General features: G+C 57.4%; 25 protein-coding genes. 11 read left to right on the top strand and 14 right to left on the bottom strand.

Annotated features, from left to right (window positions below; genetic code table 11):
• Positions 1-193: 193 nt before the first annotated feature.
• The 7 genes from VW41_08895 to VW41_08865 form a co-directional block, all read right to left on the bottom strand.
• Positions 194-739 (bottom strand): hypothetical protein, encoded by a 546-nt coding sequence (locus VW41_08895; protein AJZ89142.1) that lies wholly within the window; start codon positions 737-739, stop codon positions 194-196.
• Positions 740-1,213: 474 nt separating this feature from the next.
• Positions 1,214-1,699: a periplasmic protein gene (locus VW41_08890; protein ID AJZ89141.1), complete on the bottom strand. Its 486-nt coding sequence runs from the start codon at positions 1,697-1,699 to the stop codon at positions 1,214-1,216.
• A 333-nt stretch (positions 1,700-2,032) separates the two neighbouring features.
• A complete protein-coding gene (locus tag VW41_08885) occupies positions 2,033-2,998 on the bottom strand; it encodes a succinylglutamate desuccinylase (protein ID AJZ89140.1) in 966 nt (321 codons plus the stop codon).
• Between the two features lie 10 nt (positions 2,999-3,008).
• Entirely contained in the window at positions 3,009-4,340 is a 1,332-nt protein-coding gene (locus VW41_08880) for a succinylarginine dihydrolase (GenBank protein AJZ89139.1), read from the bottom strand.
• Positions 4,337-5,815, bottom strand: a complete 1,479-nt coding sequence (gene astD, locus VW41_08875) for a succinylglutamate-semialdehyde dehydrogenase (protein AJZ89138.1) — start codon at positions 5,813-5,815, stop codon at positions 4,337-4,339. Before astD ends, VW41_08880 begins: the two co-directional genes overlap by 4 nt.
• On the bottom strand, positions 5,812-6,846 hold the full coding sequence (locus VW41_08870) for an arginine succinyltransferase (protein AJZ89137.1): 1,035 nt from the start codon (positions 6,844-6,846) through the stop codon (positions 5,812-5,814). The genes astD and VW41_08870 overlap by 4 nt, the downstream gene beginning before the upstream one ends.
• The gene (locus VW41_08865) at positions 6,843-8,063 is read right to left on the bottom strand and encodes an acetylornithine aminotransferase (protein AJZ89136.1); all 1,221 of its coding nucleotides are present in this window, start codon (positions 8,061-8,063) and stop codon (positions 6,843-6,845) included. The genes VW41_08870 and VW41_08865 overlap by 4 nt, the downstream gene beginning before the upstream one ends.
• 444 nt (positions 8,064-8,507) lie before the next feature.
• Between VW41_08865 and VW41_08860 the strand changes: the two genes are divergently transcribed.
• Positions 8,508-9,314 carry an exodeoxyribonuclease III gene (locus VW41_08860; GenBank protein ID AJZ89135.1) on the top strand — a complete coding sequence of 269 codons (807 nt, stop codon included), beginning with the start codon at positions 8,508-8,510 and terminating at the stop codon, positions 9,312-9,314.
• Positions 9,315-9,393: 79 nt separating this feature from the next.
• Positions 9,394-10,062, top strand: a complete 669-nt coding sequence (locus VW41_08855; GenBank protein AJZ89134.1) for a pyridine nucleotide-disulfide oxidoreductase — start codon at positions 9,394-9,396, stop codon at positions 10,060-10,062.
• Positions 10,063-10,092: 30 nt separating this feature from the next.
• Here VW41_08855 and VW41_08850 read toward each other — a convergent pair whose 3' ends face one another.
• The gene (locus VW41_08850) at positions 10,093-10,521 is read right to left on the bottom strand and encodes a peroxiredoxin (GenBank protein AJZ89133.1); all 429 of its coding nucleotides are present in this window, start codon (positions 10,519-10,521) and stop codon (positions 10,093-10,095) included.
• A gap of 184 nt (positions 10,522-10,705) precedes the next feature.
• Between VW41_08850 and VW41_08845 the strand changes: the two genes are divergently transcribed.
• From VW41_08845 to VW41_08825, 5 genes are all read left to right on the top strand, one after another.
• On the top strand, positions 10,706-11,392 hold the full coding sequence (locus VW41_08845) for a pyridine nucleotide-disulfide oxidoreductase (GenBank protein AJZ89132.1): 687 nt from the start codon (positions 10,706-10,708) through the stop codon (positions 11,390-11,392).
• 51 nt (positions 11,393-11,443) lie between these two features.
• Positions 11,444-12,601 (top strand): hypothetical protein, encoded by a 1,158-nt coding sequence (locus tag VW41_08840; protein AJZ91910.1) that lies wholly within the window; start codon positions 11,444-11,446, stop codon positions 12,599-12,601.
• The gene (locus VW41_08835; GenBank protein AJZ89131.1) at positions 12,598-14,172 is read left to right on the top strand and encodes an ABC transporter permease; all 1,575 of its coding nucleotides are present in this window, start codon (positions 12,598-12,600) and stop codon (positions 14,170-14,172) included. Before VW41_08840 ends, VW41_08835 begins: the two co-directional genes overlap by 4 nt.
• On the top strand, positions 14,172-14,795 hold the full coding sequence (locus tag VW41_08830) for an ABC transporter ATP-binding protein (protein ID AJZ89130.1): 624 nt from the start codon (positions 14,172-14,174) through the stop codon (positions 14,793-14,795). The genes VW41_08835 and VW41_08830 overlap by 1 nt, the downstream gene beginning before the upstream one ends.
• 84 nt (positions 14,796-14,879) lie before the next feature.
• The gene (locus tag VW41_08825; GenBank protein AJZ89129.1) at positions 14,880-16,169 is read left to right on the top strand and encodes a thiosulfate sulfurtransferase; all 1,290 of its coding nucleotides are present in this window, start codon (positions 14,880-14,882) and stop codon (positions 16,167-16,169) included.
• Positions 16,170-16,263: 94 nt separating this feature from the next.
• Here VW41_08825 and VW41_08820 read toward each other — a convergent pair whose 3' ends face one another.
• Both VW41_08820 and VW41_08815 read right to left on the bottom strand, forming a co-directional pair.
• Positions 16,264-16,890 (bottom strand): membrane protein, encoded by a 627-nt coding sequence (locus VW41_08820; GenBank protein ID AJZ89128.1) that lies wholly within the window; start codon positions 16,888-16,890, stop codon positions 16,264-16,266.
• Entirely contained in the window at positions 16,891-17,454 is a 564-nt protein-coding gene (locus tag VW41_08815; protein ID AJZ89127.1) for a hypothetical protein, read from the bottom strand.
• Between the two features lie 73 nt (positions 17,455-17,527).
• Between VW41_08815 and VW41_08810 the strand changes: the two genes are divergently transcribed.
• Positions 17,528-17,938 carry a pyrimidine (deoxy)nucleoside triphosphate pyrophosphohydrolase gene (locus VW41_08810; protein ID AJZ89126.1) on the top strand — a complete coding sequence of 137 codons (411 nt, stop codon included), beginning with the start codon at positions 17,528-17,530 and terminating at the stop codon, positions 17,936-17,938.
• On the opposite strand, the gene VW41_08805 is transcribed toward VW41_08810, so the two are convergent.
• The 3 genes from VW41_08805 to VW41_08795 are packed head-to-tail and all read right to left on the bottom strand — an operon-like array spanning position 17,904 to position 21,150.
• Positions 17,904-18,188 (bottom strand): hypothetical protein, encoded by a 285-nt coding sequence (locus VW41_08805; protein AJZ89125.1) that lies wholly within the window; start codon positions 18,186-18,188, stop codon positions 17,904-17,906. The genes VW41_08810 and VW41_08805 overlap by 35 nt on opposite strands.
• Positions 18,106-20,100: a DNA topoisomerase III gene (locus VW41_08800; GenBank protein AJZ89124.1), complete on the bottom strand. Its 1,995-nt coding sequence runs from the start codon at positions 20,098-20,100 to the stop codon at positions 18,106-18,108. Before VW41_08800 ends, VW41_08805 begins: the two co-directional genes overlap by 83 nt.
• 3 nt (positions 20,101-20,103) lie before the next feature.
• On the bottom strand, positions 20,104-21,150 hold the full coding sequence (locus VW41_08795; protein ID AJZ89123.1) for a selenophosphate synthetase: 1,047 nt from the start codon (positions 21,148-21,150) through the stop codon (positions 20,104-20,106).
• A 269-nt stretch (positions 21,151-21,419) separates the two neighbouring features.
• Here VW41_08795 and VW41_08790 point away from each other — a divergent pair, with 269 nt between their 5' ends.
• Positions 21,420-22,169, top strand: a complete 750-nt coding sequence (locus tag VW41_08790) for an acid phosphatase (protein ID AJZ89122.1) — start codon at positions 21,420-21,422, stop codon at positions 22,167-22,169.
• A gap of 46 nt (positions 22,170-22,215) precedes the next feature.
• Here VW41_08790 and VW41_08785 read toward each other — a convergent pair whose 3' ends face one another.
• A complete protein-coding gene (locus VW41_08785) occupies positions 22,216-22,767 on the bottom strand; it encodes an oxidoreductase (protein ID AJZ89121.1) in 552 nt (183 codons plus the stop codon).
• 232 nt (positions 22,768-22,999) lie between these two features.
• On the opposite strand from VW41_08785, the gene VW41_08780 reads away from it, so the two are divergent.
• Together VW41_08780 and ansA are read left to right on the top strand one after the other, a co-directional pair.
• Positions 23,000-24,850, top strand: coding sequence for a protease 4 (locus VW41_08780; GenBank protein AJZ89120.1), 1,851 nt, complete (start codon positions 23,000-23,002; stop codon positions 24,848-24,850).
• Positions 24,851-24,963: 113 nt separating this feature from the next.
• Entirely contained in the window at positions 24,964-25,980 is a 1,017-nt protein-coding gene (gene ansA / locus VW41_08775; protein ID AJZ89119.1) for a cytoplasmic asparaginase I, read from the top strand.
• Positions 25,981-25,984: the final 4 nt, after the last annotated feature.

The raw sequence follows: 25,984 nt of genomic DNA, 5'->3' as shown, positions 1-25,984 counted from the left end.
TCCGCCAGCGGGTCATAGGACTTTTTTATCGAAGGGTGAGCCGGATCGCGCTTGTGAAATTTATCCAGCACGGGATGCTGCCGGGCGTTTACAGGAAGGGGAAATGGAGAGCAAAACCGCAGTAGCACAGCAGTTTCTGAGGATAATCAGCAGGCAGGAAGAGGATTGCCCGGCAGGCTCCCGGGCATTCAGTCTACAAATAGGTAATTTCGCTGAACAGCAATTGGCCTTCATTTTTTAACAGCCGCAGCGTGTGGCTTCCCTCCTGCCACCAGGCCCCCTGGTCCGGCGACAGCAGTTTATCTTCCAGCTGCCATTCACCACTCAGGACATAAACAACGCCGCCCCGGGTGCCAAAAGTGGTAAAGGTTCTGTCCGCCACCCTCACCTGGGCCCTGCAGCGATCCCGACGCGTCATCACGTTAAAGTCCATCGACATGCCGCGGGTCAGTTCTGCTTTTACCGGCTGCTCACCGGAAAAAGTAAAAGGCTGATAGCGCTTTAACGTATGCCGAAACGCCTTTCCGCCGTCCAGAACGACCTCGCTGCCCTCCAGCAGAGTCATTACCCGGTCAACCTGCGGGAAGACGGGAAACTCGCCGTTGTGGGCCAAAGAGGCGATGCTGGCCCGCCAGTTGAAATCTCGCGTCGCGGGCGGAAAACAGCATATCTCGCGCGTTTCCCCGGCACCGTTGCGCCAGAGGTTCACCGGCACCTTTCGTATATCAAAGAATTCCATCACCACTCCTGAGGACGCACGACATCAGCACGCCCTGGCATTTGCTCTTTAAATTGAGCGGCACCGGCCGGTCATCTTCGCGCCTGGCGGCCTGCTCATCAGTTCTCTGTTTTGTTCGTCAGATCTTTGCCTGACGCCAGTGTTATCGGCAGCCGCTGCCGGTTGCTGTAGCCCTGGTTCTATTTTTGTGACAATGATTTAGCGACTTTTTTATCAGGAAGCAAAGTAAATTTCTCACCCTCAGGCTCGTGCGGTGAATTCTGCGGAGTCAGCTGCAATTTTTTATGTAAGTTGCTGAAATTGAGTGTTTAAAATGGCTTGTCCCACCGACGTGATTATTGTCAGGCGGTATTATTTGAGTCGAGCGAAGGGTAAATGGCGGGGAAAAGGTCAAAAGAGAAAACCGCCGGTCCTGTTCACAGCGTACATCGCTATTGTGAACAAGACCGGCGGTCTTAATTTAGTCGCTCAGGCTTACTGAGCAGCTGGCATTTTACCTTCATGCGCTGGGCGTTCTGTCAGACGCTTCTCAAAATTCGCATTAAACTGTTTTTTCTGATCCGGAGTCAGGATGTTGTAAATCTTGTTCTGGGTTTGCAGATGCGCCAGCATGCGCGCTTTATTCTGCTCCGCCATTTTATCAACCTGCGCCTGTGCTTTGGCCTGGTCGAAGCTGTCGCTGGCAATCACGTCATGCATCGCACGGCGTTCGTCAACGGACGGACGCTGCATCTTGCCGCGCTGTTCTTTCATAATGTCTTTGATTTGCTGTTTCTGCGCATCGGTCAGGTTCAGGTCTTTAAACATCATGTCATGCATCGGGCCGCGCATCATTTTATGGTGCATCATCGGGGCATCCGTTTGCGGCGCCGCAGCCGGGGTTACGTCGGCTGCATGGGCAAGATTAGCGGCACCCAGAGCCAGGGTAGAAGCGACGAACAGTGCAGTTAATTTACGCATATTTTTAACCTTCTCTTTTCATTAAATTGACGACTCGCTAAAACGACGATGTCGTGTTGACGAGAATGAGTTTACGAGTCTTATCGTCAAGGAGACGGTGGCATCCGTAAATCATTGAAAGGGTATAAAACAAGAATGCATCAATTATGAAGAAAATAAGGATTAAGGCAGGAAATAGTGCAACAAAATATAACAACACACTGATTATAAAGACAATACGAAGAGTGTACAGCAATCAACCTGATGAATAAACCCTGTACCCAGGAATTATCCGTAAATAAATGCACAGTCCGAAATGATTAAGCAGCTCAATTATTCAGAGCTGCTTAAAGTTTAAATTTCCTCCAGCATTAACCCCGCTCTCAGCCCCAGAGCCACATCCGGGTTAGGGAATAAAACGTACTCTTTTTCCCCGTTAACGACATACCGCTTCTCGCCGTCTTCAGCCAACAGTGTCCCTCGTGGAAACGCGGTGAAGTTCTGCGTTTGGCCGGACATATACAGCACAAATTTCTCTGACTGCCGGGTGATTTGCTGTGCTACGCGGTAGCGCAGGGGTTCCACCTCGATGACTGGCGGTTCTGCCCCGCTTAACAACGCTGAGATTGCCTCTTTGGTTACCGCAAACTGACCAAGGTCGTTCTGCCCAAACGGCTGGGCTTTTCCCAGCTCCAGCGTGCAGCTCAGCGCCCCGAAATGCTCGCTGCTGAAGTGGCTAAAGGTGCCGCCGGGTTTTTGATGAAACACCAGCGCCTGCAGCCCGGCGCAGCCCAGCCACGTTAAGAAGCTCTCGCTATAAGGCAGCGGCCTCGCCGGGAGCACGCCAAACCGGGGATGATAAGAGCCGCGAATGGCGGTGTGCATATCCAGATGCCAGCGGGTTTGTTCCTCACTTCGCGACCAAAATTGCTCCAGAGCATGTTCCAGCCTGGCCGCCCGCTGAGTTTCCACGCTTTCCGGAAACTGCTGCCAGCGCCCGCCAAACATCCGATTCATGTCACTGTGGGTATAGCGCTTATTCGCGCGCAGCGCCGCCGGATTACCCAGGATAATCATCGTGCGCCACTGCAGAGGCAACTGGCCTGAGATCAAGCGTTCGGTCAGTTGGCTAAGGATTTCCACCGGGGCGGTTTCGTTGCCGTGGATCCCGGCCGAGACAGTCAGCGCTTTTCCTGTCGGCTGGTGCGGCGTCAACGTCAGAATCCCTTCGTCCCACCAGCGCCAGCTGAGGTGAGCATTCTCTCCGGAAATAGGTTCCGGCGCCTTGCCGGCCAGCGTCTGAGCCAGAAAATCTATCATTCTTTCCCCCCTATTGCTGGAACGGGTACACCGAACCTAAATCCAGAATACGCGTCAGTTCATCAAGTGCTTCACGCCCTTCACGCAGTAACTGCGGGTCAGCTAAATCGGCCTGCGTTAAACGGTCGCGATACCAGCGATCAACCCAGCCATTGAGCGTCATAAACAGCGTGTCGTTCATCATTACCGCCGGATTGACGGCGCTAAGCTCTTCGTCCGTCAGTACCACCCTCAGGCGTAAGCACGCCGGACCACCGCCGTTAGCCATGCTTTCCCGCAGATCGAACACCTCTAGCTCGCGGACAGGGTTATCCGCCTCCAGCAGTTGGTTCAGATAGCGCCAGACGCCAGGGTGCTGGCGTGACTCTTCCGGCAGCACGAGCGTCATGCCGCCGTCAGCGCGACTCAGCAACTGGCTGTTGAACAGGTAGGTCGAAACCGCATCAGCAACCGAAACCAATTCGTCCGGAACTTCCAGGGCCCTGAAGCCAGGGACTTTTTCCCGCAGGCGCTGGTAAAGCCCTTGCTGATCCACAAATGCATGCTGATGGCAGAATAACACCTCGCGGTTAGAGACCGCGATAACATCGTTATGAAAAACGCCCTGGTCGATAACCGCCGGGTTTTGTTGAGCGAAGATAACCTGCTCAGCACGAACCTGATTCAAACGCGCAACGGCCTGGCTGGCTTCCAGCGTCTGACGAGCGGGATACCGGGCCGGGGCCTGTCCGCTGTTCGAATCTTCACGGCCATAAACAAATAGCTGTACGCCCGGGTCGCCATACTCGCCGCCTAAGCGGTTATGGTTAGCGGCACCTTCGTCACCAAACAGCGCTACCTGCGGCAGCGCGCCGTGTACCACAAAACGCCCGGGGTCCCGGAACATCGCCCGCAGCACGCTTTCCGTCGTCGGTGCTTCGCTGGCGCGATGGAATTTATTGTTCAGGTTGGCGACGGTGAGATGCACTTTACCGTCCAGCGTATCGGCCGAGGGGGATACCGTCGCCGCATTCGCCACCCACATAGAAGACGCTGAACTGGCGGCGGACAGCAGCTGCGGTGCCTGCCGAGCCGCGCGCTCAACAACCTGCTCGTCGCTGCCGCTAAAGCCTATCTGCCGCAGCACGCCAATGTTCGGACGCTCCTGCGGGGCAATCACGCCCTGCGGATAACCCGCGTCCGCCAGCGCTTTCATTTTCAGCAGCCCCTGCTTCGCCGCCAGCTTCGGGTTGGAAACGCGAAACTGATGCTTCGTCGAGGCTTCATTGCCAAACGACAGCCCGGCGTAATGGTGGGTCAGCCCCACCAGTCCGTCGAAATTGGCTTCACGCGCGCGTTTCATGGCTGTCCCTCACGGCTGAAGTCGAGCCCCGGACTGAGCGTGGACGGCAGCGCGAAGCTCGTACTTTCCAGCGAGGCCATCGGCCAGGCGCAGTAGTCTGCCGCATACCAGGCGCTGGCACGGTGGTTACCAGAAGCGCCCACCCCGCCAAATGGCGCGGTGCTGGCGGCCCCGGTCAGCGGTTTATTCCAGTTCACAATCCCGGCCCGCGCTTCCAGCAGCAGCTGGTCAAACTGCTCGCGCGACGGCGAGATAAGCCCGCTCGCCAGGCCATAGCGCGTGTCGTTGGCCATACGGATAGCGTCGTCAAAGTTGGTATAGCGGTAAATCGCCAGCAGCGGGCCAAACACTTCTTCATCCGGCACGTCTGCCACGCCGCTAAGTTCGACGATGCCCGGCGTCAGTAAAGAGGTGCCCGGACGAATCATTTTTGGCTCCAGCAATGGCTTACCGCCGCGCGCGACGTGCTCCTGAAACGCGGTCAGCACCCGCTCTGCCGCCTGGACCGAAATAAGCCCACCGATAAACGGCTGCGGCATAGCATCCCATTCCCCCGGCTGCAGACGAGCAGACACTTCAACCAGGCGACGAATAAACGCATCCCCTTGCTCGCCCTGCTTCACCAACAAACGGCGGGCGCAGGTGCAGCGCTGCCCGGCGGTGATAAACGCCGACTGGATAGCGACATGAACGGCCCCGTCGATATCCTGTGGATCCTCGACGATCAGCGGGTTGTTGCCGCCCATTTCCAGAGCGAGGATCTTCTCCGGTTGCCCGGCAAACTGACGATGCAGGTGGTAGCCGGTGCCCGCGCTACCGGTAAACAACAGGCCATCGAGATCCGATTGCTGCGACAGCGCCTCGCCGGTTTCGCGCCCGCCCTGCACCAGATTCAGTACGCCAGCAGGAATACCGGCCTCTGCCCACAGCTTCATCACCTGCTCACCGATGCGCGGCGTTAGCTCGCTCGGCTTAAAAATAATGGTGTTGCCGGCAAGCAGCCCCGGCACGATATGGCCGTTAGGCAAATGGCCGGGTAAATTATAAGGGCCAAAGACCGCCAGCACTCCGTGGGGACGATGCCGCAAAGTGGCCGCCCCGTCCGGCATCGCGGTGTGCGTTTCGCCTGTTCTGGTGTGGTAAGACTTGATTGAAATGGCAATTTTGTTGACCATCGCGGTCGCTTCGGTGGCCGCTTCCCAGCGCGGTTTACCTGTTTCCAGGGCAATCGTTTCAGCGAGCGCGTCTTTATTGGCCTCAAGCAGACCGGCAAAACGCTCCACAATCTCCTGCCGCTCTGCAAACGGACGTTTCGCCCAGCCCGGGAACGCCGCGCGAGCCGCACGGCATGCTTCCTCGACCTGGGCTTTATCTGCTACCAGCCCTTCCCACAGCAGCGAGCCGCTCACCGGGTTATGTTTGAGCAGCGCTTCACCGCGGCCCGGTCCCCATTGTCCGTTGATCCAGTTAGTCATACTTTTTTCTCCTCGGGGCACAGGCGCACCACTCGCACGGTATCGCCGCTGGCGCACTTCAGCGCATCGGCAGTTGCGGCATCAATAACCAGTTTCTCGCCTTTGGGATCGGCTTTGATCAGCATCACGCGGAACTGGTGGTAATTTTCATTGGCGACCAGACATACCGGCAGTTCGTCGGTAGCGGGCTGGCCTACAGCGACGGTTTGCAGGCGGCTCTTGCGAATCGCCCGCACGCGGTCGATATCACACTCAAGCGTAGGGCCGCCGTCGAAGATGTCGACATAATTACGATAGCGGAATCCTTCAGCTTCGAGCACGGTACGCGCGGGTGCCGTTTGCGGATGCACCTGACCGATAACCGCCTGTGCCTCTTTGGAGAGGAAGTCGGTATAAATCGGGTGCTTTGGCATCAGCTCGGCAATAAAAGCCTTCTGCCCGGTGCCGCATAAGTAGTCGGCGCGGGCGAACTCCATAGAGAAGAAGCGATTCCCGAGGCTTTCCCAGAACGGCGAATGCCCGTGCTCGTCGATAACTCCGCGCATTTCGGCGACCACTTTGTCGTTAAATCGCTCGCGGAAGGCTGCCATAAACAGGAAACGAGACTTGGATAACAGATACCCGTTCCCCTCTTTGCGCCAGGCCGGGTCGAGGAAAAGCGTGCAAAGTTCACTCGCCCCGGTGTGGTCGTGGGTGAGAAAAAGCGTGGGCAGCGCGTTGTAGATGTTCAACTCTTTGGAGGCATGAACCAGCGTCCCTACCCGGTAGTTGTACCAGGGGTCGTTCAGCCCCACCGCCACCTCAATGGCACAAATCCCTGCCACCTGGCCACTGCGGGTATCTTCAAGCACAAAAACATAGCCCTGGTCTCCCTTCGGTAGCCCGCCCTGCCAGGTCTGCAGCGAGCGTTCGATTCGGTCGGCCAGCGTTTTTTCGTCGGCGGGCAGCGAGGTCAGCCCGCCGCCGGTTTTCCCGGCAAGCTTAAGCAGCCCCGACAGATCGCCCCGTTCAATCGGGCGGATTACCATCATGATGAGACTCCGGCAAGGAAGCGTTCGCAGGCACGTTCAAAGCGATCCAGACCTCGTTGAACTTCCGCTTCGCTGACAATGAGCGCCGGCGCAAAACGCAGCACGTTAGCCCCGGCAATGAGCATCATCAGGCCTTCCTGTGCGGCAGCCTGCAAAATAAGTTTTGCTTTACCTGCATGCTCAGGGCGCAGCGCGCAGCCGATCAGTAGCCCTAACCCACGTACTTCACTGAACAGCTGGTGTTTCTGGTTGATGTGATTCAGGCGCTCAACAAACCAGTCATGGCGCTGTTTCACGCCGTTCAGCACTTCAGGCGTGTTAATGATTTCCAGCACGCGACCGGCTACCGCACTCGCCAGCGGGTTACCGCCGTAAGTGGTGCCATGGGTGCCAACTACCATCACTTTGGCAAAACGGTCGGTTGTCAGCAGCGCTCCAATCGGGAAGCCCCCGCCCAGCGCTTTGGCCGTAGAGAGTACATCCGGCGTCACGCCATAATGCATATAGGCATACAGCGACCCGGTGCGGCCCACGCCGGTTTGCACTTCGTCAAAGATCAGTACCGCGTTGTGTTTGTCACACAGCTCGCGCAGCCCCTGAAGGAATTCTGGCGTGGCCGGGACGACACCACCTTCACCTTGCATCGGCTCGACGATCACCGCACAGGTTTGGTCATTAATCAGATCGCGGGCAGACTGCAGATCGTTAAACACCGCATGGTTAATCTGCGGCGGTAGCGGCGCAAAGTCCTGAGAATAAGCGGGCTGTCCCCCGGCCGTGACGGTAAACAGCGTGCGGCCATGGAACGCATTCTTGAACGCTACGATGCCGCTTTTCTGCGCGCCATAATTATCATGGGCATATTTACGCGCGAGCTTCAGCGCCGCTTCGTTAGCCTCTGCCCCTGAGTTACAGAAGAACACTTTCTCCGCAAAGGTGGCGTCGATAAGCTGCTTCGCCAGCTTCAAAACAGGCTCATTGGTGTAGCCATTGCCGGTATGCCAGAATTTTGCCGCCTGCTCTTCCAGCGCTTTGCGCATTTCGGGATGAGCGTGCCCCAGCGCGTTAACCGCGATGCCACCGGCAAAGTCGATGTAGTCTTTTCCCTGCTGATCCCACAGGGTGGAACCCTCGCCGCGAACCGGAATAAAAGGCGCAGGGGCATAAACCGGCATCATCCATTCGTCGAAATGTTGGCGTGTAATTGACTGCGACATAGTGACCCCTCACGGTAAATAAAAAGTTTATTAAATGTTAAATAATTGAGTGTTTGCGCTGTAAATGTAGATTGCAGGCATCGTGCCAGCCAGCGATAAAAATGCATAAACCGGAGAGGGAAACGAAAAATCAACAACTTAAAAACACCTCATATTCATATAAAGTGAATAAAAAGTGCATAGTTTTAACGTGCCGCCTGATTCGCGACACGAAAACAAGAAATATTATGCAGTGGTAAAATATAATGCTGGAATTGTGATCGCCTTCGGGATTTGCCTGCCGTTTTCGCCCCCTTTTTGCGCATTGAGATCAATTTTGGTGCAAATGTTGCTTTATTTATGCTCGCCGGACGCGCCTATGGCAGCGATTAGCTTCAGCGCAGCAACCCGCGCCGTTTTCTGCTACCATCCTGCAACAATTAACCTGACAACCTGGCAGCGACTATGAAATTTGTCTCTTTTAATATCAACGGCCTGCGCGCCCGTCCTCATCAGCTGGAAGCCATCGTAGAGCAGCATCAGCCGGACGTTATCGGTCTGCAGGAAACCAAAGTGCATGACGATATGTTCCCGCTGGAAGACGTGGAGAAACTTGGCTATCACGTGTTTTATCACGGGCAGAAAGGCCACTACGGCGTGGCGCTGCTGACCAAAGAGAAGCCGATCGCGGTGCGGAAAGGTTTTCCGACCGACGATGAAGAGGCCCAGCGCCGCATCATTATGGCGGAAATTCCGTCAGAGTTTGGCAACCTCACGGTGATCAACGGCTACTTCCCGCAGGGCGAAAGCCGCGATCATGAAACCAAGTTCCCGGCAAAGACCAAGTTTTACCAGGACCTGCAGAACTTCCTGCAAAGCGAGCTGCGCCCGGAAAACCCGGTGCTGATCATGGGTGATATGAATATCAGCCCGACGGATCTCGACATCGGTATTGGTGAAGATAGCCGTAAGCGCTGGCTGCGCACCGGGAAATGCTCGTTCCTGCCGGAAGAGCGCGAATGGATGGCTCGGCTGCTCGGCTGGGGCCTGGTGGATACATACCGCCACGCTAACCCGGAAGCGCAGGATAAATTCTCCTGGTTCGACTACCGCTCAAAAGGCTTCGACGATAACCGCGGCCTGCGTATAGACCTGCTGCTGGCAAGCCAGGGGCTGGCGCCGCACTGCGTGGCAACGGGGATCGACTACGATATTCGCGGCATGGAAAAACCGTCCGACCACGCCCCTGTTTGGGCACAGTTTAAGCTGTAAGGGAAATACTGAAGGTCGATACATCTGCAGACAAGGACAGCGAGATGCCGTTTTTTCCCCCTGACGAGGCGCTAACAGAATGCGTAAAACCCTGTTTTTGCTGCTGGCTACCCTGGTTATCTCGCTGTTAATCCTGCTACCGCCGGGCACCCTTAGCCTGGCGACGCTGCAGAAATATCACGCTCAGCTTACTCTCTGGCATGCCGAACGTCCGGCGCTGATGATGGGCGCCTTCTTCCTCGGCTATTTCCTTATTTCCGCCCTTTCCATCCCCGGCACACGCATTATGACGTTGATGGGCGGCGCGCTGTTTGGTCTGATTGAAGGCACAGTGCTGGTTGCCACGGCGGCCGCCAGCGGCGCAACCGTGGCCATGCTTCTGAGCCGTTACTTGTTGCATGACTGGGTGCAACGACGGTTTTCCAGCACTATGGCGAAGATCAACGCCAGCCTTAAGCACAATATCACGCACTGCCTGTTTGCCCTGCGCCTCGTGCCGGTTCTCCCCTTTTCCATCATCAACCTGCTGATGGGGCTGACGCCGATTTCCGCCGTTCGTTTTGCGGTGGTCACGATGCTGGGCCTGCTACCTTCTATCGTGCTGTACATCAGCACTGGCCGCCAGCTGAGTCAGATAGAAAGCCTGCGGGACATTATTTCCCCGACCATGCTGCTGTTGTTTGCGCTGATTGGCCTGCTGCCCATCGTCTCCCACTGGCTGATAAAAAGAACCCGCTTAAAAAATTAAACGCCTCCGGCTCGCGAAGGCGCCTGGCCGCTACCCCTGCGAAAGCAGTGTTACTTCAACGTTACCGGTAATCGCTCGCGAATAGGGGCACGTCGCGTGGGCGGTTGCCAGCAGCGTTTCCCGCTGGACTTCGCTCAGCCCCGGTAGCCTGACGTTAAGCGTAACCGCCAACGCAAAGTGGCTGTCTGCATCGACTTTCCCCAGCGAAACGCTGGCATCCACGGCGGTTTCCTCCGGAATGCGGATAGCCAGTTTTTTCCCCGCCAGCCCAATCGCCCCCATAAAACAGGCGGAGTAACCGACGGCAAAAAGTTGTTCCGGATTCGTACCTGGTTTGCCAGATCCCGGCGTACTGAGCTGCACGTCCAGGCTGCCGTCATCCGAGCGCCCGTGCCCACTTCGAGCGCCGACGGTGGTGGTATGGGCGGTATAAAGCACTTTCTCAAGTTTGCTGGACATCGTAATTCCTCAATGGTAGGTAAGAAGAGCCGCCATTTAACCGCCGCTATGTATCTGCAATATGTTCTCCGCCGGGCCAAAATGTATAAGTCTGTATCCGCTTCATGACCTGGCTCAAGCTCACTGTCACCCCCACTCCGCTATACTCCCCGCCTTTACGGCTGCGGGCGCGGAATGAAGATGGATGTGCAAAGCAAAAGGGGCGGGAGTGCGTAAGATTATCTTTGCGCTGCTGGTCGTTATGACGGGGCTGTTTCTCTCCCTGCTCCCTCCGGGCACGATAAGCCTGTCGGCGCTGCAGCACTCTCAGGCTGAGTTCGCGGACTGGCATGCTCAGCACCCAGTCCTGGCGGCTGCGGTATTTTTTTGCTGCTACTTTCTTACCGCCGCCCTTTCCATACCTGGGGCCACCCTGCTAACGCTGCTGGGAGGGGCTATCTTTGGTCCAGGGCCAGGCACAGTGCTGGTCACCCTGGCCGCCACCGCTGGCGCAACCGCCGCGATGCTAATCAGCCGTTATCTGCTGCGGGATTGGGTGCAGCGCCGCTTCTCTCGCATGATGGAAAAAGTAAATCAGGGCATACAGCGCGACGGCGGCCATTACCTCTTTGCCCTGCGGCTCGCCCCGGTATTCCCTTTTGTGCTGGTGAATTTATTAATGGGTCTGACGTCAATGGGCGTGGCCCGCTATGCCACTATCAGCCTGCTCGGCATGCTACCCGCGATCGTGGTCTACATTAACACCGGCAGGCAGCTGAGCCAGCTGCAAAGCCTGGGCGATATTCTCTCCCCCGGCATGATGCTGATGTTTGCCCTGTCAGGGCTATTGCCGCTGGCCACGCGCTGGCTGGCCAGACGAACAACGCCATAACGCGCTAAGGACTTACTCTTGCAACGTTTAATACCCGGCATTCGGGCGCTGATGCTTACCCTGACACTGGTCGGCCATAGCGCTATCGCACAGCCTCAAAGCTGGCAGTCCATCCGCCAGCAGGCCAACGGCCAGACGGTTTATTTCAACGCCTGGGGCGGAGATCCCGCGGTTAACAGCTACCTGGACTGGGTAAGCCGTGAGGTAAAGACGCACTACGGCGTGACGCTTAAACTCGTGAAGCTGGCGGACGCGGCCGATGCGGTGAGGCGTATTCAAAGCGAAGCTGCAGCGGGCAGAAAATCCGGCGGGTCGGTAGACCTGCTTTGGGTTAATGGCGAAAATTTTAGCGAACTCAAGCAGGCAGGCTTACTCCACGAAAGCTGGGCGGAAAAACTGCCAAACTGGCGCTATGTTGATGTGAAAAAACCTGTGCGGGAGGATTTCTCTGTGCCGGTAGACGGGGCTGAAGCGCCCTGGGGAAGCGCGCAGCTGATGTTTATCGGCGATAAGCAACGCACGCCCAACTTCCCGCCAAATGCCGAGCGACTGCTGGCCTTCGCCGAGGCCCACCCCGGCAAACTCAGCTACCCGCGTCCGCCCGACTTTACCGGCACGGCGTTCCTTGAGCAGCTGTTGATGGTCTTGACCAAACAGCCAGCCGCGCTGAAAACGGCGCCTGAGTCCGCGACTTTTGAACAAGTCACCGCCCCGCTCTGGCGCTATCTTGACCAGCTTCACCCGTTCCTCTGGCAAAAAGGTAAAACCTTCCCGCCAACGCCGGCGCGCATGGATCGTATGCTGGCCGATGGCGAACTATTGCTGTCGATGACCTTCAATCCGGCGCACGTCGACAACCTGATTGCGCGCCGCCAGCTTCAGCCGACGGCTGAGTCCTTTGGCTTCAGCGCAGGCATGCTGGGCAACGTGCATTTCGTCGCTATCCCGGCGAACAGTAGTGCCAAAGCCGGAGCACAGGTCGTGGCTAATTTTCTGATGTCCCCGGCGGCGCAAATCCGCAAAGCCGATCCGGCGGTCTGGGGAGACGCAAGCGTGCTGAGCAGCAATGCACTCCCGCTGCCGCAAAAAGCACAGCTTGAGGCTCTGGCACCCAAAAGCCAGCATCAGGTTCCTTTCCTGGCTGAACCTCATGCCGCCTGGGTCAGCGCGCTGGAACAAGCCTGGCTTAAGCGCTACGGATCGCGATGAGCCGCAGTTTTACCTTTGCCGGCGGGCTGGCAACAGGGCTGGTATTTATGCCGGTGCTACCGGGACTTGCTCTGATGGTGCCACCTTTAGTAAAAGGCGACGCCTGGCTTGCCCTCTGGCAGGATCCGCAGTGGCCAGAGGCCTTAATCGCCACGCTGGTCTCAACCGCGCTCAGCGTGGGCGGCGCGCTGCTGCTGACGTTGGTCATCCTCTGCGGTCTGTTTCCCGGCGAGCGCTGGCAGCGCTATCTTCAGCGTCTACCGCTATTGCTGGCCTTGCCGCACGTCGCCCTTGCCAGCGGCTTTTTCTTTCTGTTTTCAGACAGCGGCTGGCTGGCTCGGCTACTCCATCTCTCACTCCCGCCGGATAACTACGGCGTAGCCCTCGGCATGATGCTGGCGCTAAAAGAAGCCTGGTTCTTACTGTGGTTCTCAGCGGCGCAGCTGCAAAACGATCGGCTGAGCCGGCAGATCACGCTTGCCGGGACGCTTGGCTACGGTGAGTGGCAATCCCGCCTCCTTGTGCTTGTGCCGCAGCTTTTGCCGCGCCTGGGCTGGGCTTTAGTGGTAGTGACGGCATATAGCCTTTCCGCTGTGGATGCCGCGCTTATTCTCGGCCCAGCGAATCCGCCTACGCTTGCCGTTCTGGCCTGGCAATGGCTAACGGACAGCGATATCCCCCGGCAGAACATGGGGCTGGCGGTATCCTGTGTGCTGCTGCTTTTGCTCGGTGGGTTTGTTATTTTCGGGCGACTGGTCTGGGCACTGTTCCAGCCGTTCACCACGCAATTTTCAGGAAAACGCTATCCGTTGAGCATCACCTTTGTTGGCGCTGGAGTAGGCCGGCTTCTTTCACTGTTTGCTCTCGCGACTAGCCTGATACTCGCACTCTGGTCCTTCGCTGAAGGTTGGTTCTATCCGGCACGATTTCCTGAAAGCTTGACGCTTAGCGGCTGGCGGCAGGCTGAACTGGCGCCCCTGTGGACAAGTTTTGTGGCCGGGCTTATCAGCGCGTTTCTTGCGTTAATCGTGACAGTATTGTGGCTCAAAGGCTGCTCGCGCCGGTACGATCGCTGGCTGTATCTGCCCCTGCTGCTGCCTGCCCTGCCGCTCGCCGCCGGACAGTATCAACTCTTGCTCAGGCTGAACCAGGCCGGAACCTGGGCCGCGCTTATCTGGAGCCATCTTCTTTGGGTCGTGCCTTACACGCTGTTGATCCTGGCCCCGGCCTGGCAGCGCATCGACTCTCGCCAGGTGCTGACGGCGCGAACGTTCGGCTGGTCGCCGGGAAAAATTCTCTGCCGCATCCAGGCCCCGCAGCTTGTCCGTCCTTTACTGGCGGCGCTGGCCGTTGGTTTTTCCGTCAGTATCGCGCAATATTTGCCCACGCTTTATGCCGGAGCCGGCCGGTTTGCCAGCGTCACTACGGAAGCCGTAGCGCTAAGCAGCGGCGGCGATCCGCAACAGTTTGCCATACAGGCGCTGCTGCAAATGCTGCTGCCGATGGCCATATTTATCGCCACAATCTCCGTTAGCCGACTGGCTGGCACCCACAGAAAAGGATTACGTTAATGCTCAGCGTGCGAAATTGCGCCCTGCTACGCGACGGCGAACCGTTGTTGATGGATATCAGTTTTGATGTGGCAGCGGGTGAGGTGGTTACGCTGATGGGGCCGTCCGGCGCGGGTAAATCGACGTTCCTGCACTGGATGATCGGTGATTTACCCCCGGAATTCAGCGCCCATGGCACGCTGCAGCTTAACCAGCGCAGCCTAACGTCTCTGCCCGTCGAACAACGCCGCATCGGCATTCTGTTCCAGGATGCGCTGCTCTTTCCCCACCTTAACGTCGGGCAAAACTTGCTAATGGCGATGCCGGCCTCTGTCGTGGGCCGTTCCCGGCGGCAGCGTCTTATCACGGAAGCGCTGGAAAGTGCCGGGCTGGCAAACTGTGCCCACAGAGATCCAGCGACGCTTTCCGGCGGAGAACGAGCGCGCGTCAGCGTCCTTCGCGCCGTGCTGGCTGAGCCTGAAGCTTTGCTCCTGGATGAACCCTTTTCCCGGCTCGACCTGCCGCTGCGCGAAGGCTTCCGGGAATTTGTCTGGCAAAAAGCAAAAATGCTCAGGCTGCCGGTGGTCCTGGTCACCCACGATGAGCAAGATATTCCCCCCGGGGGACAGGTTATCCGGCTTTAGCCCAGCGAACATGAGATATCGCAAAGAAGCCCACTGAGGCGGGGACTAAACTGGCGGCTCTTTTGCTATCCTTCAGGTTATTAGATGAAACGTGTTTCTCAGCTAACCACCGCCCTGCTGCTTGCCGGGCTGTCCCATGTCGCCTTTGCTGCCCAGATGCCTACTGAAATGAACCTCTCCAGCGTAAAAGCCGAACACGGCGCCGTGATTGATACTCGCCCGAGCGCGTTTTATAACGGCTGGCCGCAGACTTTACAGGGTACTGGCGGCCACGAACCGGCCGCACTCAACCTTTCCGCCTCCTGGCTGGCGCTAATGAGTGACGAGCAGCTTTCGACGTGGGCGAAGCAGCACCAGTTGAATAAAACCGGATTGATGGCGCTGTATGGCGAACACGCTCAGGCCGTTAAAGCCCGTTTTGAAAAGCTGGGCTTTACGCGGATTTCAATGCTGACGGATGCGCTGCAGGATCCTGCCCGGCTGCAAAAACTGGCGCACTTTGAGCAGCTGGTGTACCCGCAGTGGATCGATGATTTACAGAATAAAAAACCGGTCACTGCCGCCCCTGCCGGGGAGTGGAAAGTCATTGAGGCGGGCTGGGGGGCACCGAAAAAATACCTGCTCAGCCATATTCCTGGGGCGGGCTACATCAACACCGAAGAGGTGGAGAGCGAGCCGCTGTGGAACAAGGTATCTGACGACAAGCTGAAAGCCATGCTGGCGAAACACGGCATCCGGCACGATACAACCGTCATTATGTATGGCCGTGATGTCTACGCCGCGGCGCGCGTAGCGGCAATTATGCTGTACGCCGGCGTGAAAGATGTGCGCCTGTTGGACGGCGGGTGGACGACGTGGAACGCGGCGGATCTGCCCGTGGAACGTGGCCTGCCCGCCCAGCCGACGCCAGCCTCCGATTTCGGGGCCCCAATTCCAGGCCAGCCTCAGCTGATGCTGGATATGGCACAGGCCCGGGCGCTGCTGCACCGCAAAGATGCTTCTTTGGTTAGCGTTCGTTCCTGGCCTGAATTTATCGGCACCACCAGCGGGTATAGCTACATCAAGCCAAAAGGCGATATTGCGGGCGCCCGCTGGGGGCACGCTGGCTCTGACTCCACGCATATGGAAGATTTCCATAACCCGGACGGCACCATGCGGGCCGGGGACGATATCGCCGCGATGTGGAAAAACTGGAATATCATGCCGGATCAGCACGTTGCCTTCTACTGCGGCACCGGCTGGCGCGCGTCAGAAACCTTGATGTATGCGCGGGCGATGGGCTGGAAAAACGTCGGCCTGTATGACGGCGGCTGGTACGAATGGAGCGCGGATCCTAAGAACCCTGTCGTTAGCGGCGAGCGTAAACCGAACTGATGCTGATTTGGGCATTGCGCCCCTCACCCTGACCCTCTCCCCAAAGGGGAGAGGGGATAAATAACATGCCCTTCGCCTCTTAGGTTGAGGGGTTTCAATCTGAGGATTTATCCTGCCGTTTTAACGTCTTATACCCGCCCCAGACGCGGTTGAACGTGGTCAGCCAGCACAGCCCGCCGAAAATCCACGCCAGCCAGGCAAACCAGCCCGGAAACAGGCAGCCCAGCACAAACAGCAGGATGGTTTCAGTGCCCTCCGTCAGCCCCCCCAAATAATAAAACGACTTATGGGCGTAGCCCGGATTGGCGATATCGTGCTTCTGCGCCAGCGCAGCGAACGCCAAAAAACTGCTGCCGGTGCCGATGAATGAAAACAGCAGCCACGCGCCGGCCAGCCCGTTTTGCACCGGGTCCGCGAGAATAAAGCCAAACGGCACAAGAGCATAAAACAGAAAGTCCAGCGTAATATCGAGGAAACCACCGGCGTCGGTTAACCCTCTTCGTCTCGCCAGCGCGCCGTCCAGACCATCAAGCAGCCGGTTAAACATGATGGCGACCAGCGCCGGGACATACCACTGCAGCGCCAGAAAAGGTAAAACCAACACGCCAGTGAAGAACCCTGCCAGCGTCAAACGATCCGGCGTGATGGCAGGCTTATCCAGCCCGGCGGCCATAAGATTGAGCGCAGGTTTAATCCGGGGATGCAGAAAACTGTCGAACATCTAATGGTTTCCCCTGGTCGGGCATAATCCCTGGGAGGGGATATCCAGCGCAGCGTTAAAGCGAGCCGAAAGATTCTGAAAGGCGATCAGCGCGGTTAGCTCGGTCACCGCCTGGTCGTTGAAATGCTGCCTGAGCGTCCGCGTGAGTTCGTCGCTTACCTGCGGCGGCGTGGCGGTCATCGCCTCGGCGTAGGCCAGCGCGGCCCGCTCTTTCTCGCTAAACACAGGCTCATTTTGCCAGTTAGCCACCGCCAGCACCTTATCCATCGACTGGCTGCGTTCCGCGAGGCGCAGGCTGTTGGCGTCGATACAAAACTCGCAGCTACACTGCTGTGACACGCGGGTCATGACCAGCGAGCGGGTCACCGGGTCTATTTTTGCCCGACGTCTTTCCAGAAAACCAACGAACAGCGCAACCAGCCAGAATAAATAAGGTAACCGCCCCCACCAGCGGGTCGGGTTTAGCACCGAGCCAAAATGCTTCTCCTGCATCGCCACGATCGGGCGCAGGCTCCGGGGCAGCGTTTTCAGGGGGGCAATCCAGGGCGTGCTTTTCGTTTCCATGCTTCAGTCACTCTTTTGCTGACATCTCATGGCGGGTATTATGCCACGCCAGCCCCACGAAGAATGGACACCCATGTTAAAAAACTTTGATGTTGTCGCGGCTATTATCGAGAGCGAAGGAAAAATTCTGCTCGCCCGCCGCCCTGAAAATGGCGATCAGCCCGGTCTGTGGGAATTTCCGGGCGGGAAAGTCGAAGCGGGAGAAACACAGCCCGCAGCGCTTGCGAGGGAGTTACTGGAAGAGCTGGGGATTACGGCGCAAATCGGCGACTACGTGGCCAGCCATCGTCGCGAAGTCACCGGGAGAATGATTCATCTCCACGCCTGGCATGTTGGAACCTTTAGCGGTGAACCTACCGCCCATTGCCACAGCGAGCTGGTTTGGTGTGACCCGCCGGCAGCGTTTGATTATGCCCTCGCCCCGGCGGATATCCCGCTGCTTAACGCGTTTATGGCTTCACGCGACGCCAGACCAGCGGATTAGTCCCTAAAACTTTGTCATCGCGCTGGCACTGCAGCAAAATACCTTCCGTTTTTACCACCGCCCCTTCGGAATAGTTTTTGTTTTCATAAACACAGCACTGGTTACAGGGTGGCGTCTGCGGCTGATTGCTGTTGGTAAACACTTCCGGCGGCACCATCACGTCAACGTCAGGCTGACGGTGCTGCACCGCCATCGCTGGCAGACTCATCATTAGCACCGCGGCGGCGGCGAGCAGGCTTTTTACTGGCATCATCACTTCCCTCTTTTTTGGCCCAACGTTTTGCTTTTTTTCCGTCATCCTGGGCTTTGATGCCCTTAAATGCATGGCGCACCGGGGTGGTTCGCGCCTGGTGAATCAGGTCATAAAGCGTTTGCACCAGCGGCTGCATAAAGTCCTGATATCTGCACTGCTTTTCGCTGATTTGCGTCAGCGTTGACTCCCAGTGCGCGGTCATGTCCGGCCTGGCGGCCAGCTCCGGCAGCGAGTGGATCAGCGCCCGCCCGGCTTCCGTAGAATGAATATAGCGCCCTTTCTTGACCAGGAAAGCGCGTTTGAATAACAGTTCGATGATCCCGGCTCTTGTCGCCTCGGTGCCCAGTCCGTCTGTCGCACGCAGGATCTTTTTCAGATCTTTATCCTGCACAAAGCGCGCAATCCCGGTCATCGCAGACAGCAGCGTCGCATCGGTAAAGTGGCGCGGCGGCTGAGTTTGCCGTTCAACCACTTCGCCATGCTCACACAGCAGCTCGTCCCCTTTCGCCACCACCGGCAGCGGCGTGCCGTCGTTCTCTTCGTCGCGCTCTTTACTGCCCAGCAGCGCCCGCCAGCCCGCCTCCGCAAGGAATCGCGCTTTGGCAATAAACTTGCCTCCGGCGATATCCAGATCGATGGTGCATTTGCGGAATACGGCGTCGGCACAGAACTGCATTAAGTATTGACGGGCGATCAGGCCATAAACTTTAGCCTCATTTTCACTCAATGAGATTGCAGAGCTGCGCGCGGTCGGAATAATCGCGTGGTGGGCATCCACTTTTTTATCATCCCAGCAACGGTTGCGCAGGTCGGCATCCACCGCAGGCTGCGGCAGCAAATCCGGCTGGTGTACGCCGATGGCATTCATTACTGCATGCCGCCCGGCAAAGTGTTCTTCGGGCAGGTAGCGACAGTCGGAACGCGGGTAAGTGATCAGCTTATGGGTTTCGTATAGCTTCTGGCAGATATCCAGCACATTCTGGGCGCTGAGCCCAAAGCGTTTCGCCGCTTCAATTTGCAGGCTCGAGAGCGAAAACGGCAGCGGCGCAGTTTCTGATTCCCGTTTATCGTTATAGGCGGTGACTAGCGCCGGGTGCCCGGCGATCCTCGCCACGACGTGCTCCGCCAGCTTGCGGTTCAATAACCGCCCTTCTTCGTCCTGATGCGGTTCGCAGGATTCGCTTGGCTGCCAAACTGCGACAAAACGCTCGTCGGCAGGCGTTACGATGTGGGCTTTCACTTCGAAATAATCTTTGGCGACAAAGTTTTCGATCTCTTCATCACGGCGCACAACCAGACCAAGCACCGGCGTCTGTACGCGCCCCACGGAAAGTACGCCCTGGTAGCCCGCATTACGCCCGAGAATGGTGTAGGCCCGGGTCATGTTAATCCCGTAAAGCCAGTCGGCACGGGCCCGAGCCAGCGCCGAAACGCAAAGGGGAATAAACTCGCTGTTGGCGCGCAGACGGGAAATCGCCCGCTCCACGGCCTGCGGGTTAAGGTCGTTGATCAGACAGCGCTGCACCTGCTGGCGTTTTTCCGGGGCCAGTTGCAGATAGTCCAGCACTTCGTCCACCAGCAGTTGCCCTTCGCGATCGGGGTCACCCGCGTGGACCACTTCGGTTGCCTGAGCCAGCAGCTTTTTAATCGCGTTGAGCTGTTTAGTCACGGACGGGCGAGGCTGAAGCTGCCATTTTTCCGGCACAATAGGTAAGTCAGCGAGGTTCCAGCGGGCATATCGCCCGTCGTAGGCATCCGGCTGCGCCTGCTCCAGCAGGTGGCCAATACACCAGGTCACGACCTGGCCATTGCCGCATTCAATAAACCCATCGCCGCGACGATGAGGCTTAGGCAGCACGTCGGCAATGGCCCGCGCAAGACTTGGTTTTTCCGCAATAAACAGCCGCATGAATTAACGGATCTCGATCATTGGGCGGCCAGCGCGGGCATCTTTCAGTTCACCGATAGCACTGAGCTTAATGCCGTTACGCTCAGCGGCCGCAAAGACTTCGGCTTCCGCGTCGGCACGCACCGCCAGCAGCAGACCACCGGAGGTTTGCGGATCGCACAGCAAATTGCGCCAGGCTTCTGGCATGTCGCCGACGAGTTGCCCGTAACTGGCGAAGTTGCGGGAGGTCCCTCCCGGCACACAACCCTGCTCAATGTAGCTCTCTACGCCCGGCAGTTTTGGCACACACTCGTACCAGACTTCCGCCTGGACGCCCGCCCCTTCGCACATTTCGCTCAGGTGGCCCAGCAGGCCAAAACCGGTTACGTCGGTCATCGCGGTCACCCCCGCAATGTCGGCAAATTCCGCACCGACTTTGTTGAGCTGGCACATAGTTTCTGCCGCCAGGCCCTGATGCTCCGGCTTCAGCAGTGATTTTTTCTCGGCGGTCGTCAGCACGCCAATGCCCAGTGGTTTAGTCAGGAATAGCTTACAGCCCGCTTCAGCAGAGCTGTTTTTCTTCACTCGCTCAGTAGGCACCACGCCGGTCACCGCAAGGCCGAAAATAGGCTCAGGGGCGTCAATCGAGTGGCCGCCGGCCAGCGAAATCCCCGCCTGCTGGCAGACAAATCGCCCGCCCTCAATCACCTCACGGGCAATTTCTGGCGCCAGGGTGTTGATCGGCCATCCAAGAATGGCGATCGCCATGATAGGTTTACCGCCCATCGCGTAAATGTCGCTGATGGCATTAGTTGCCGCGATGCGGCCAAAGTCGAAGGGATCGTCCACTATCGGCATGAAGAAGTCAGTGGTGCTGATAATACCGGTGCCGTTGCCCAGGTCATAAACCGCCGCATCGTCGCGGGTTTCGTTCCCCACCAGCAGATTCGGATCGACAAACTTCGCCTGCTCGCTGTGCAGGATGGTTTCCAGCACTTTCGGGGAAATTTTGCAGCCGCATCCTGCGCCGTGGCTGTACTGGGTCAAACGAACGGTTTGCTTCATGGACATCTCCTGTCGTTAGGTATTTCTACTCTGAATACTTCGATGCGGCCAATCCCCCCGCAGCCTGAAGTATGACGGGTATATGGTAGCGCTCAAACGCTCTGGTGGTAAGTCTGACAGTCCTAATTCGCGTGCCATTGCTCACTATGCAGGCAATACGTCTGTTTTGTGAAGCCAGGCCGCATTTTGCCGATACGCTCTTTTACTCGAATATGACAGAAATGTTACAACCATCTGGCAACGAATTGGACAACTAACGCAAGTAAGGAATAACAATGAAAAAACGCGTATTAGCCTTCTGTATTGCCGGCCTGTTCTCCTCAGCGGCCTTCGCACTTGCACCTCCGGGAAATGACACCACCACCAAACCCGATCTCTACTATCTGACTAACGCTCAGGCCATTGACAGCCTGGCCCTGCTGCCACCACCGCCGGAAATTGGCAGCATTGCATTCTTAAATGACCAGGCAATGTATGAGAAAGGCCGCCTGCTGCGCTCGACAGAACGCGGCAAACTGGCGGAAGAAGATGCCAACCTGAGCGGTGGCGGCGTGGCTAACGCTTTCTCCGGCGCGTTTGGTTCGCCGATTACCGAGAAAGAAGCGCCGGAGCTGCATAAGCTGCTGACCAACATGATTGAGGATGCAGGGGACCTGGCCACGCGCGGGGCGAAAGAAAAGTACATGCGCATTCGCCCGTTTGCCTTCTACGGTGTACCGACCTGTAACACCAAAGAGCAGGATAAGCTGTCGAAAAACGGCTCTTACCCGTCCGGGCATACCTCAATTGGCTGGGCTACCGCGCTGGTGCTGGCGGAAATCAACCCACAGCGCCAGAACGAGATCCTGAAGCGCGGATTTGAGCTGGGCCAAAGCCGGGTGATCTGCGGCTACCACTGGCAGAGCGACATTGATGCGGCTCGCGTTGTGGGCTCTGCCGTAGTGGCCACGCTGCATACTAACGCCGCCTTCCAGCAGCAGCTGCAGAAAGCGAAAGAAGAGTTTGCGAAACAGCAGAAGAAATAAGAAGTGAAGTCCCTGCCGGGTAGCGGCCCGGCAGGGTAATACCCAATCAGAAACGAGATACGAATGCTGAAGTGTCGGGGGCGCCGATCGTCGTCGATGCTTTCAACTGCGGGGTTCCGAGGTACAGGAAGCCCACCACTTTATCCTGTTCACGGCCGCCCAACCCTTCGCGAACCAGATCGTTTTCAGTCCATGCGCCGCTGCGCCAGATGCCGTTAAAGCCCTGGGCAACCGCCGCCATCTGCATCGCCATCACCGCACAACCTGCAGAAACCACCTGCTCCCACACTGGCACTTTGTGATTAGCATCGCAATGCGCGACTACAGCAATAATTTGCGGGGCGCGGAACGGAGAAGTACGCGCCTTTTCAATGCTTTTTTCGTCCATGCCGGCGGCAATGGCTGCTTTTTCTAAAAGTTGAGCGAAGCGCTCGCGCCCTTCCCCTTCAATAACAATGAAGCGCCACGGCTGGAGCGTACCGTGGTCAGGCGCACGCATCCCGGCACGCAGGATATTTTCCAGCACTTCACCTGCCGGAGCTGGCTCGGCCAGGCGGGACGCGCTACGGCGGTTAATCAAAAGTTCAAGTGCATCCATTTAAAAGCCCCTTACTGACGTGAAATGACTGGCAAAGCGCGGAGATTGCCCCAGTCTGTTAAATGATTTTCATTCACAAAATTAACACAGCCGTAGTTTTTGTTACAGCGCCGCCCCGATTTCCTGCTGACATTTCCTCGCCCTCTCTTTAGGATAGCCTTTACTTTCGCCGCTTTAGCCAGCGTCATTGCGGCGTGCGGGTAATACCCCTGTTGAAGGTTATGGAGAAAACATGCGCACCATTGGGCGATTTATTAGCGGCTTTTTTAAGTGGACCTGGCGTCTGCTTAATTTTATTCGGGAATTTATTCTCAACTTGTTCCTGATCCTTCTGATCCTGGTCGGGGTCGGTATCTGGATGCAGGTGAAAAGTACGCCAGCGGAGCCTGCGCGCGGGGCGCTGCTGCTGGACATCACCGGCGTGGTGGTGGACAAACCGTCGGTCAGCAATAAGCTGGGCGTGATTGGCCGCCAGCTGGTGGGCGCCAGTTCTGACCGTCTGCAGGAGAACTCCCTGTTCGACATCGTCAACGCCATTCGTCAGGCGAAAGATGACCGCAATATCACCGGCATCGTGCTGGATCTGAAAGATTTCGCCGGAGCCGACCAGCCTTCTATGCAGTACATCGGTAAAGCGCTGCGCGAGTTCCGCGACGGCGGCAAACCGGTTTATGCCATGGGCGATAGCTACAACCAAAGTCAGTACTACCTGGCAAGCTTTGCCAACAAAATCTGGCTCTCGCCGCAGGGCATGGTTGACCTGCACGGGTTCGCCACCAACGCGCTGTATTACAAAACCCTGCTGGATAAGCTGAAGGTCTCAACTCACGTCTTCCGCGTCGGTACCTACAAATCAGCGGTTGAACCATATATTCGCGACGATATGTCACCTGCCGCGCGCGACGCGGACAGCCGCTGGATTGGCGAACTGTGGCAAAACTATCTGAACACCATCGCGGCAAACCGCCAGATCACCGCTCAGCAGGCGTTCCCTGGCGCGCAGGCGCTGCTGGATAGCCTGCAGAAGCTGGAAGGGGATACGGCAAAATATGCGCTGGACAACAAACTGGTGGATGAGCTGGCAAGCAGCGCGACCGTGGACAAAGCGCTGGTTAAGCAGTTCGGCTGGAGCAAAGCTAACAAAGACTTTAGCTACACCAGCATTTACGACTACAACGTGAAAAAACCGTCTGACCAGGGCGATGCCATCGCGGTGATCTTCGCCAACGGCGCGATCATGGATGGCGAAGAAACCCCAGGTCAGGTCGGCGGCGACACTACCGCCATGCAGATCCGTGAAGCTCGCCTGGATCCGAAGGTGAAAGCCATCGTCTTCCGCGTGAACAGCCCTGGCGGCAGCGTAACTGCGTCCGAAACCATCCGTGAAGAGCTTGTTGCCGCGCGTGATGCCGGGAAACCAGTCGTGGTTTCAATGGGCGGCATGGCGGCGTCTGGCGGGTACTGGATCTCTACCCCGGCAAACTACATCATTGCCAACCCAAGCACCCTGACAGGCTCAATTGGTATTTTCGGCGTCATCAACACTGTAGAAAACACCCTCGACGCGATTGGCGTGCATACCGACGGCGTGTCAACTTCGCCGCTGGCCGACGTGGCCGTAACCAAGAAGCTGCCGCCTGAAGTTCAGCAGATGATGCAGCTCAGCATCGACAATGGTTACAAGCGCTTTATCGGCCTGGTGGCCGCTTCCCGTAAGAAAACGCCGGAGCAAATCGATCAGATTGCTCAGGGCCACGTCTGGACCGGAGAAGACGCTAAAGCTAACGGCCTGGTGGACAGCCTGGGTGACTTTGACGATGCCGTCGCCAAAGCCGCGGAACTGGCTAAGCTGAAAAGCTGGCACCTGGCGTTCTGGCAGGATGACGCAACCTTCACCGACATGGTCTTCAACGCCATGACCGGCTCGGTGCGCGCCGCACTGCCGCAGGCCATTCAGGCTTACCTGCCTGCGCCACTGGCGGACGCCGCGCTGGCAGTCAAAGCGCAAAATGATAAGTTCGGCACCATGAACGACCCGCAAAATCGGTACGCCTTCTGCCTCACCTGCGGCGATGTGCGTTAATTTACTCAAATGAAGCAAAGCCCGGTTAATGGACTGACGCCATAAACCGGGCTTTTTTTTTCCGTCATCCTCTCTATACTCTGCCGCAAATATCGAAAGCATCGAGCAAACCCATGCAAAAGAAATCCATCTACGTTGCCTACACCGGCGGTACCATCGGGATGCAGCGTTCTGAACACGGCTACATTCCTGTTTCCGGCCACCTCCAGCGCCAGCTGGCGATGATGCCCGAGTTCCATCGCCCTGAAATGCCGGACTTTACGATCCACGAATACGATCCGCTGATGGACTCTTCGGACATGACGCCCGAAGACTGGCAGCACATTGCCGACGACATCAAGGCCCATTACGACGAGTACGACGGCTTCGTGATCCTGCACGGCACGGACACTATGGCCTTTACCGCCTCGGCGCTCTCCTTCATGCTGGAGAACCTCAGCAAACCGGTTATCGTCACGGGCTCGCAGATCCCGCTGGCGGAGCTGCGTTCAGACGGGCAAATCAACCTGCTCAATTCGCTGTACGTGGCGGCCAATTACCCGATCAACGAGGTGACGCTGTTCTTCAACAACCGCCTCTACCGCGGGAACCGCACCACCAAAGCTCATGCCGACGGCTTCGATGCCTTTGCCTCACCTAACCTTGCGCCGCTGCTGGAAGCCGGGATCCACATCCGTAAATTGAACACGCCGCCGGCCCCGCACGGCGAAGGCGAGCTGATAGTCCACCCGATAACGCCGCAGCCGATTGGCGTGGTCACCATCTATCCCGGCATTTCTGCCGACGTCGTGGGCAACTTCCTGCGCCAGCCGGTGAAAGCGCTGATCCTGCGTTCTTACGGCGTGGGGAATGCCCCGCAACAGGGCGCATTCATTAAAGAGTTGCAGGAAGCCAGCGCGCGCGGCATCGTGGTGGTTAACCTCACGCAGTGTATGTCCGGCAAAGTGAACATGGGCGGCTATGCCACCGGCAACGCCCTGGCGCAGGCTGGCGTTATCAGCGGATTTGATATGACGGTGGAAGCGACGCTAACCAAGCTCCACTACCTGCTGAGCCAGGGTCTGGATGCCGAGGCAATCCGTGATGCGATGTCGCGTAACCTGCGTGGTGAACTCACTCCCGACGAATAAGGAA

Source organism: Klebsiella michiganensis, assembly GCA_000963575.1.
Taxonomy (GTDB): domain Bacteria; phylum Pseudomonadota; class Gammaproteobacteria; order Enterobacterales; family Enterobacteriaceae; genus Cedecea; species Cedecea michiganensis_A.
The sequence above is the reverse complement of the archived record's forward strand: the minus strand, read 5'-3'. Positions and strand labels throughout refer to the sequence as shown.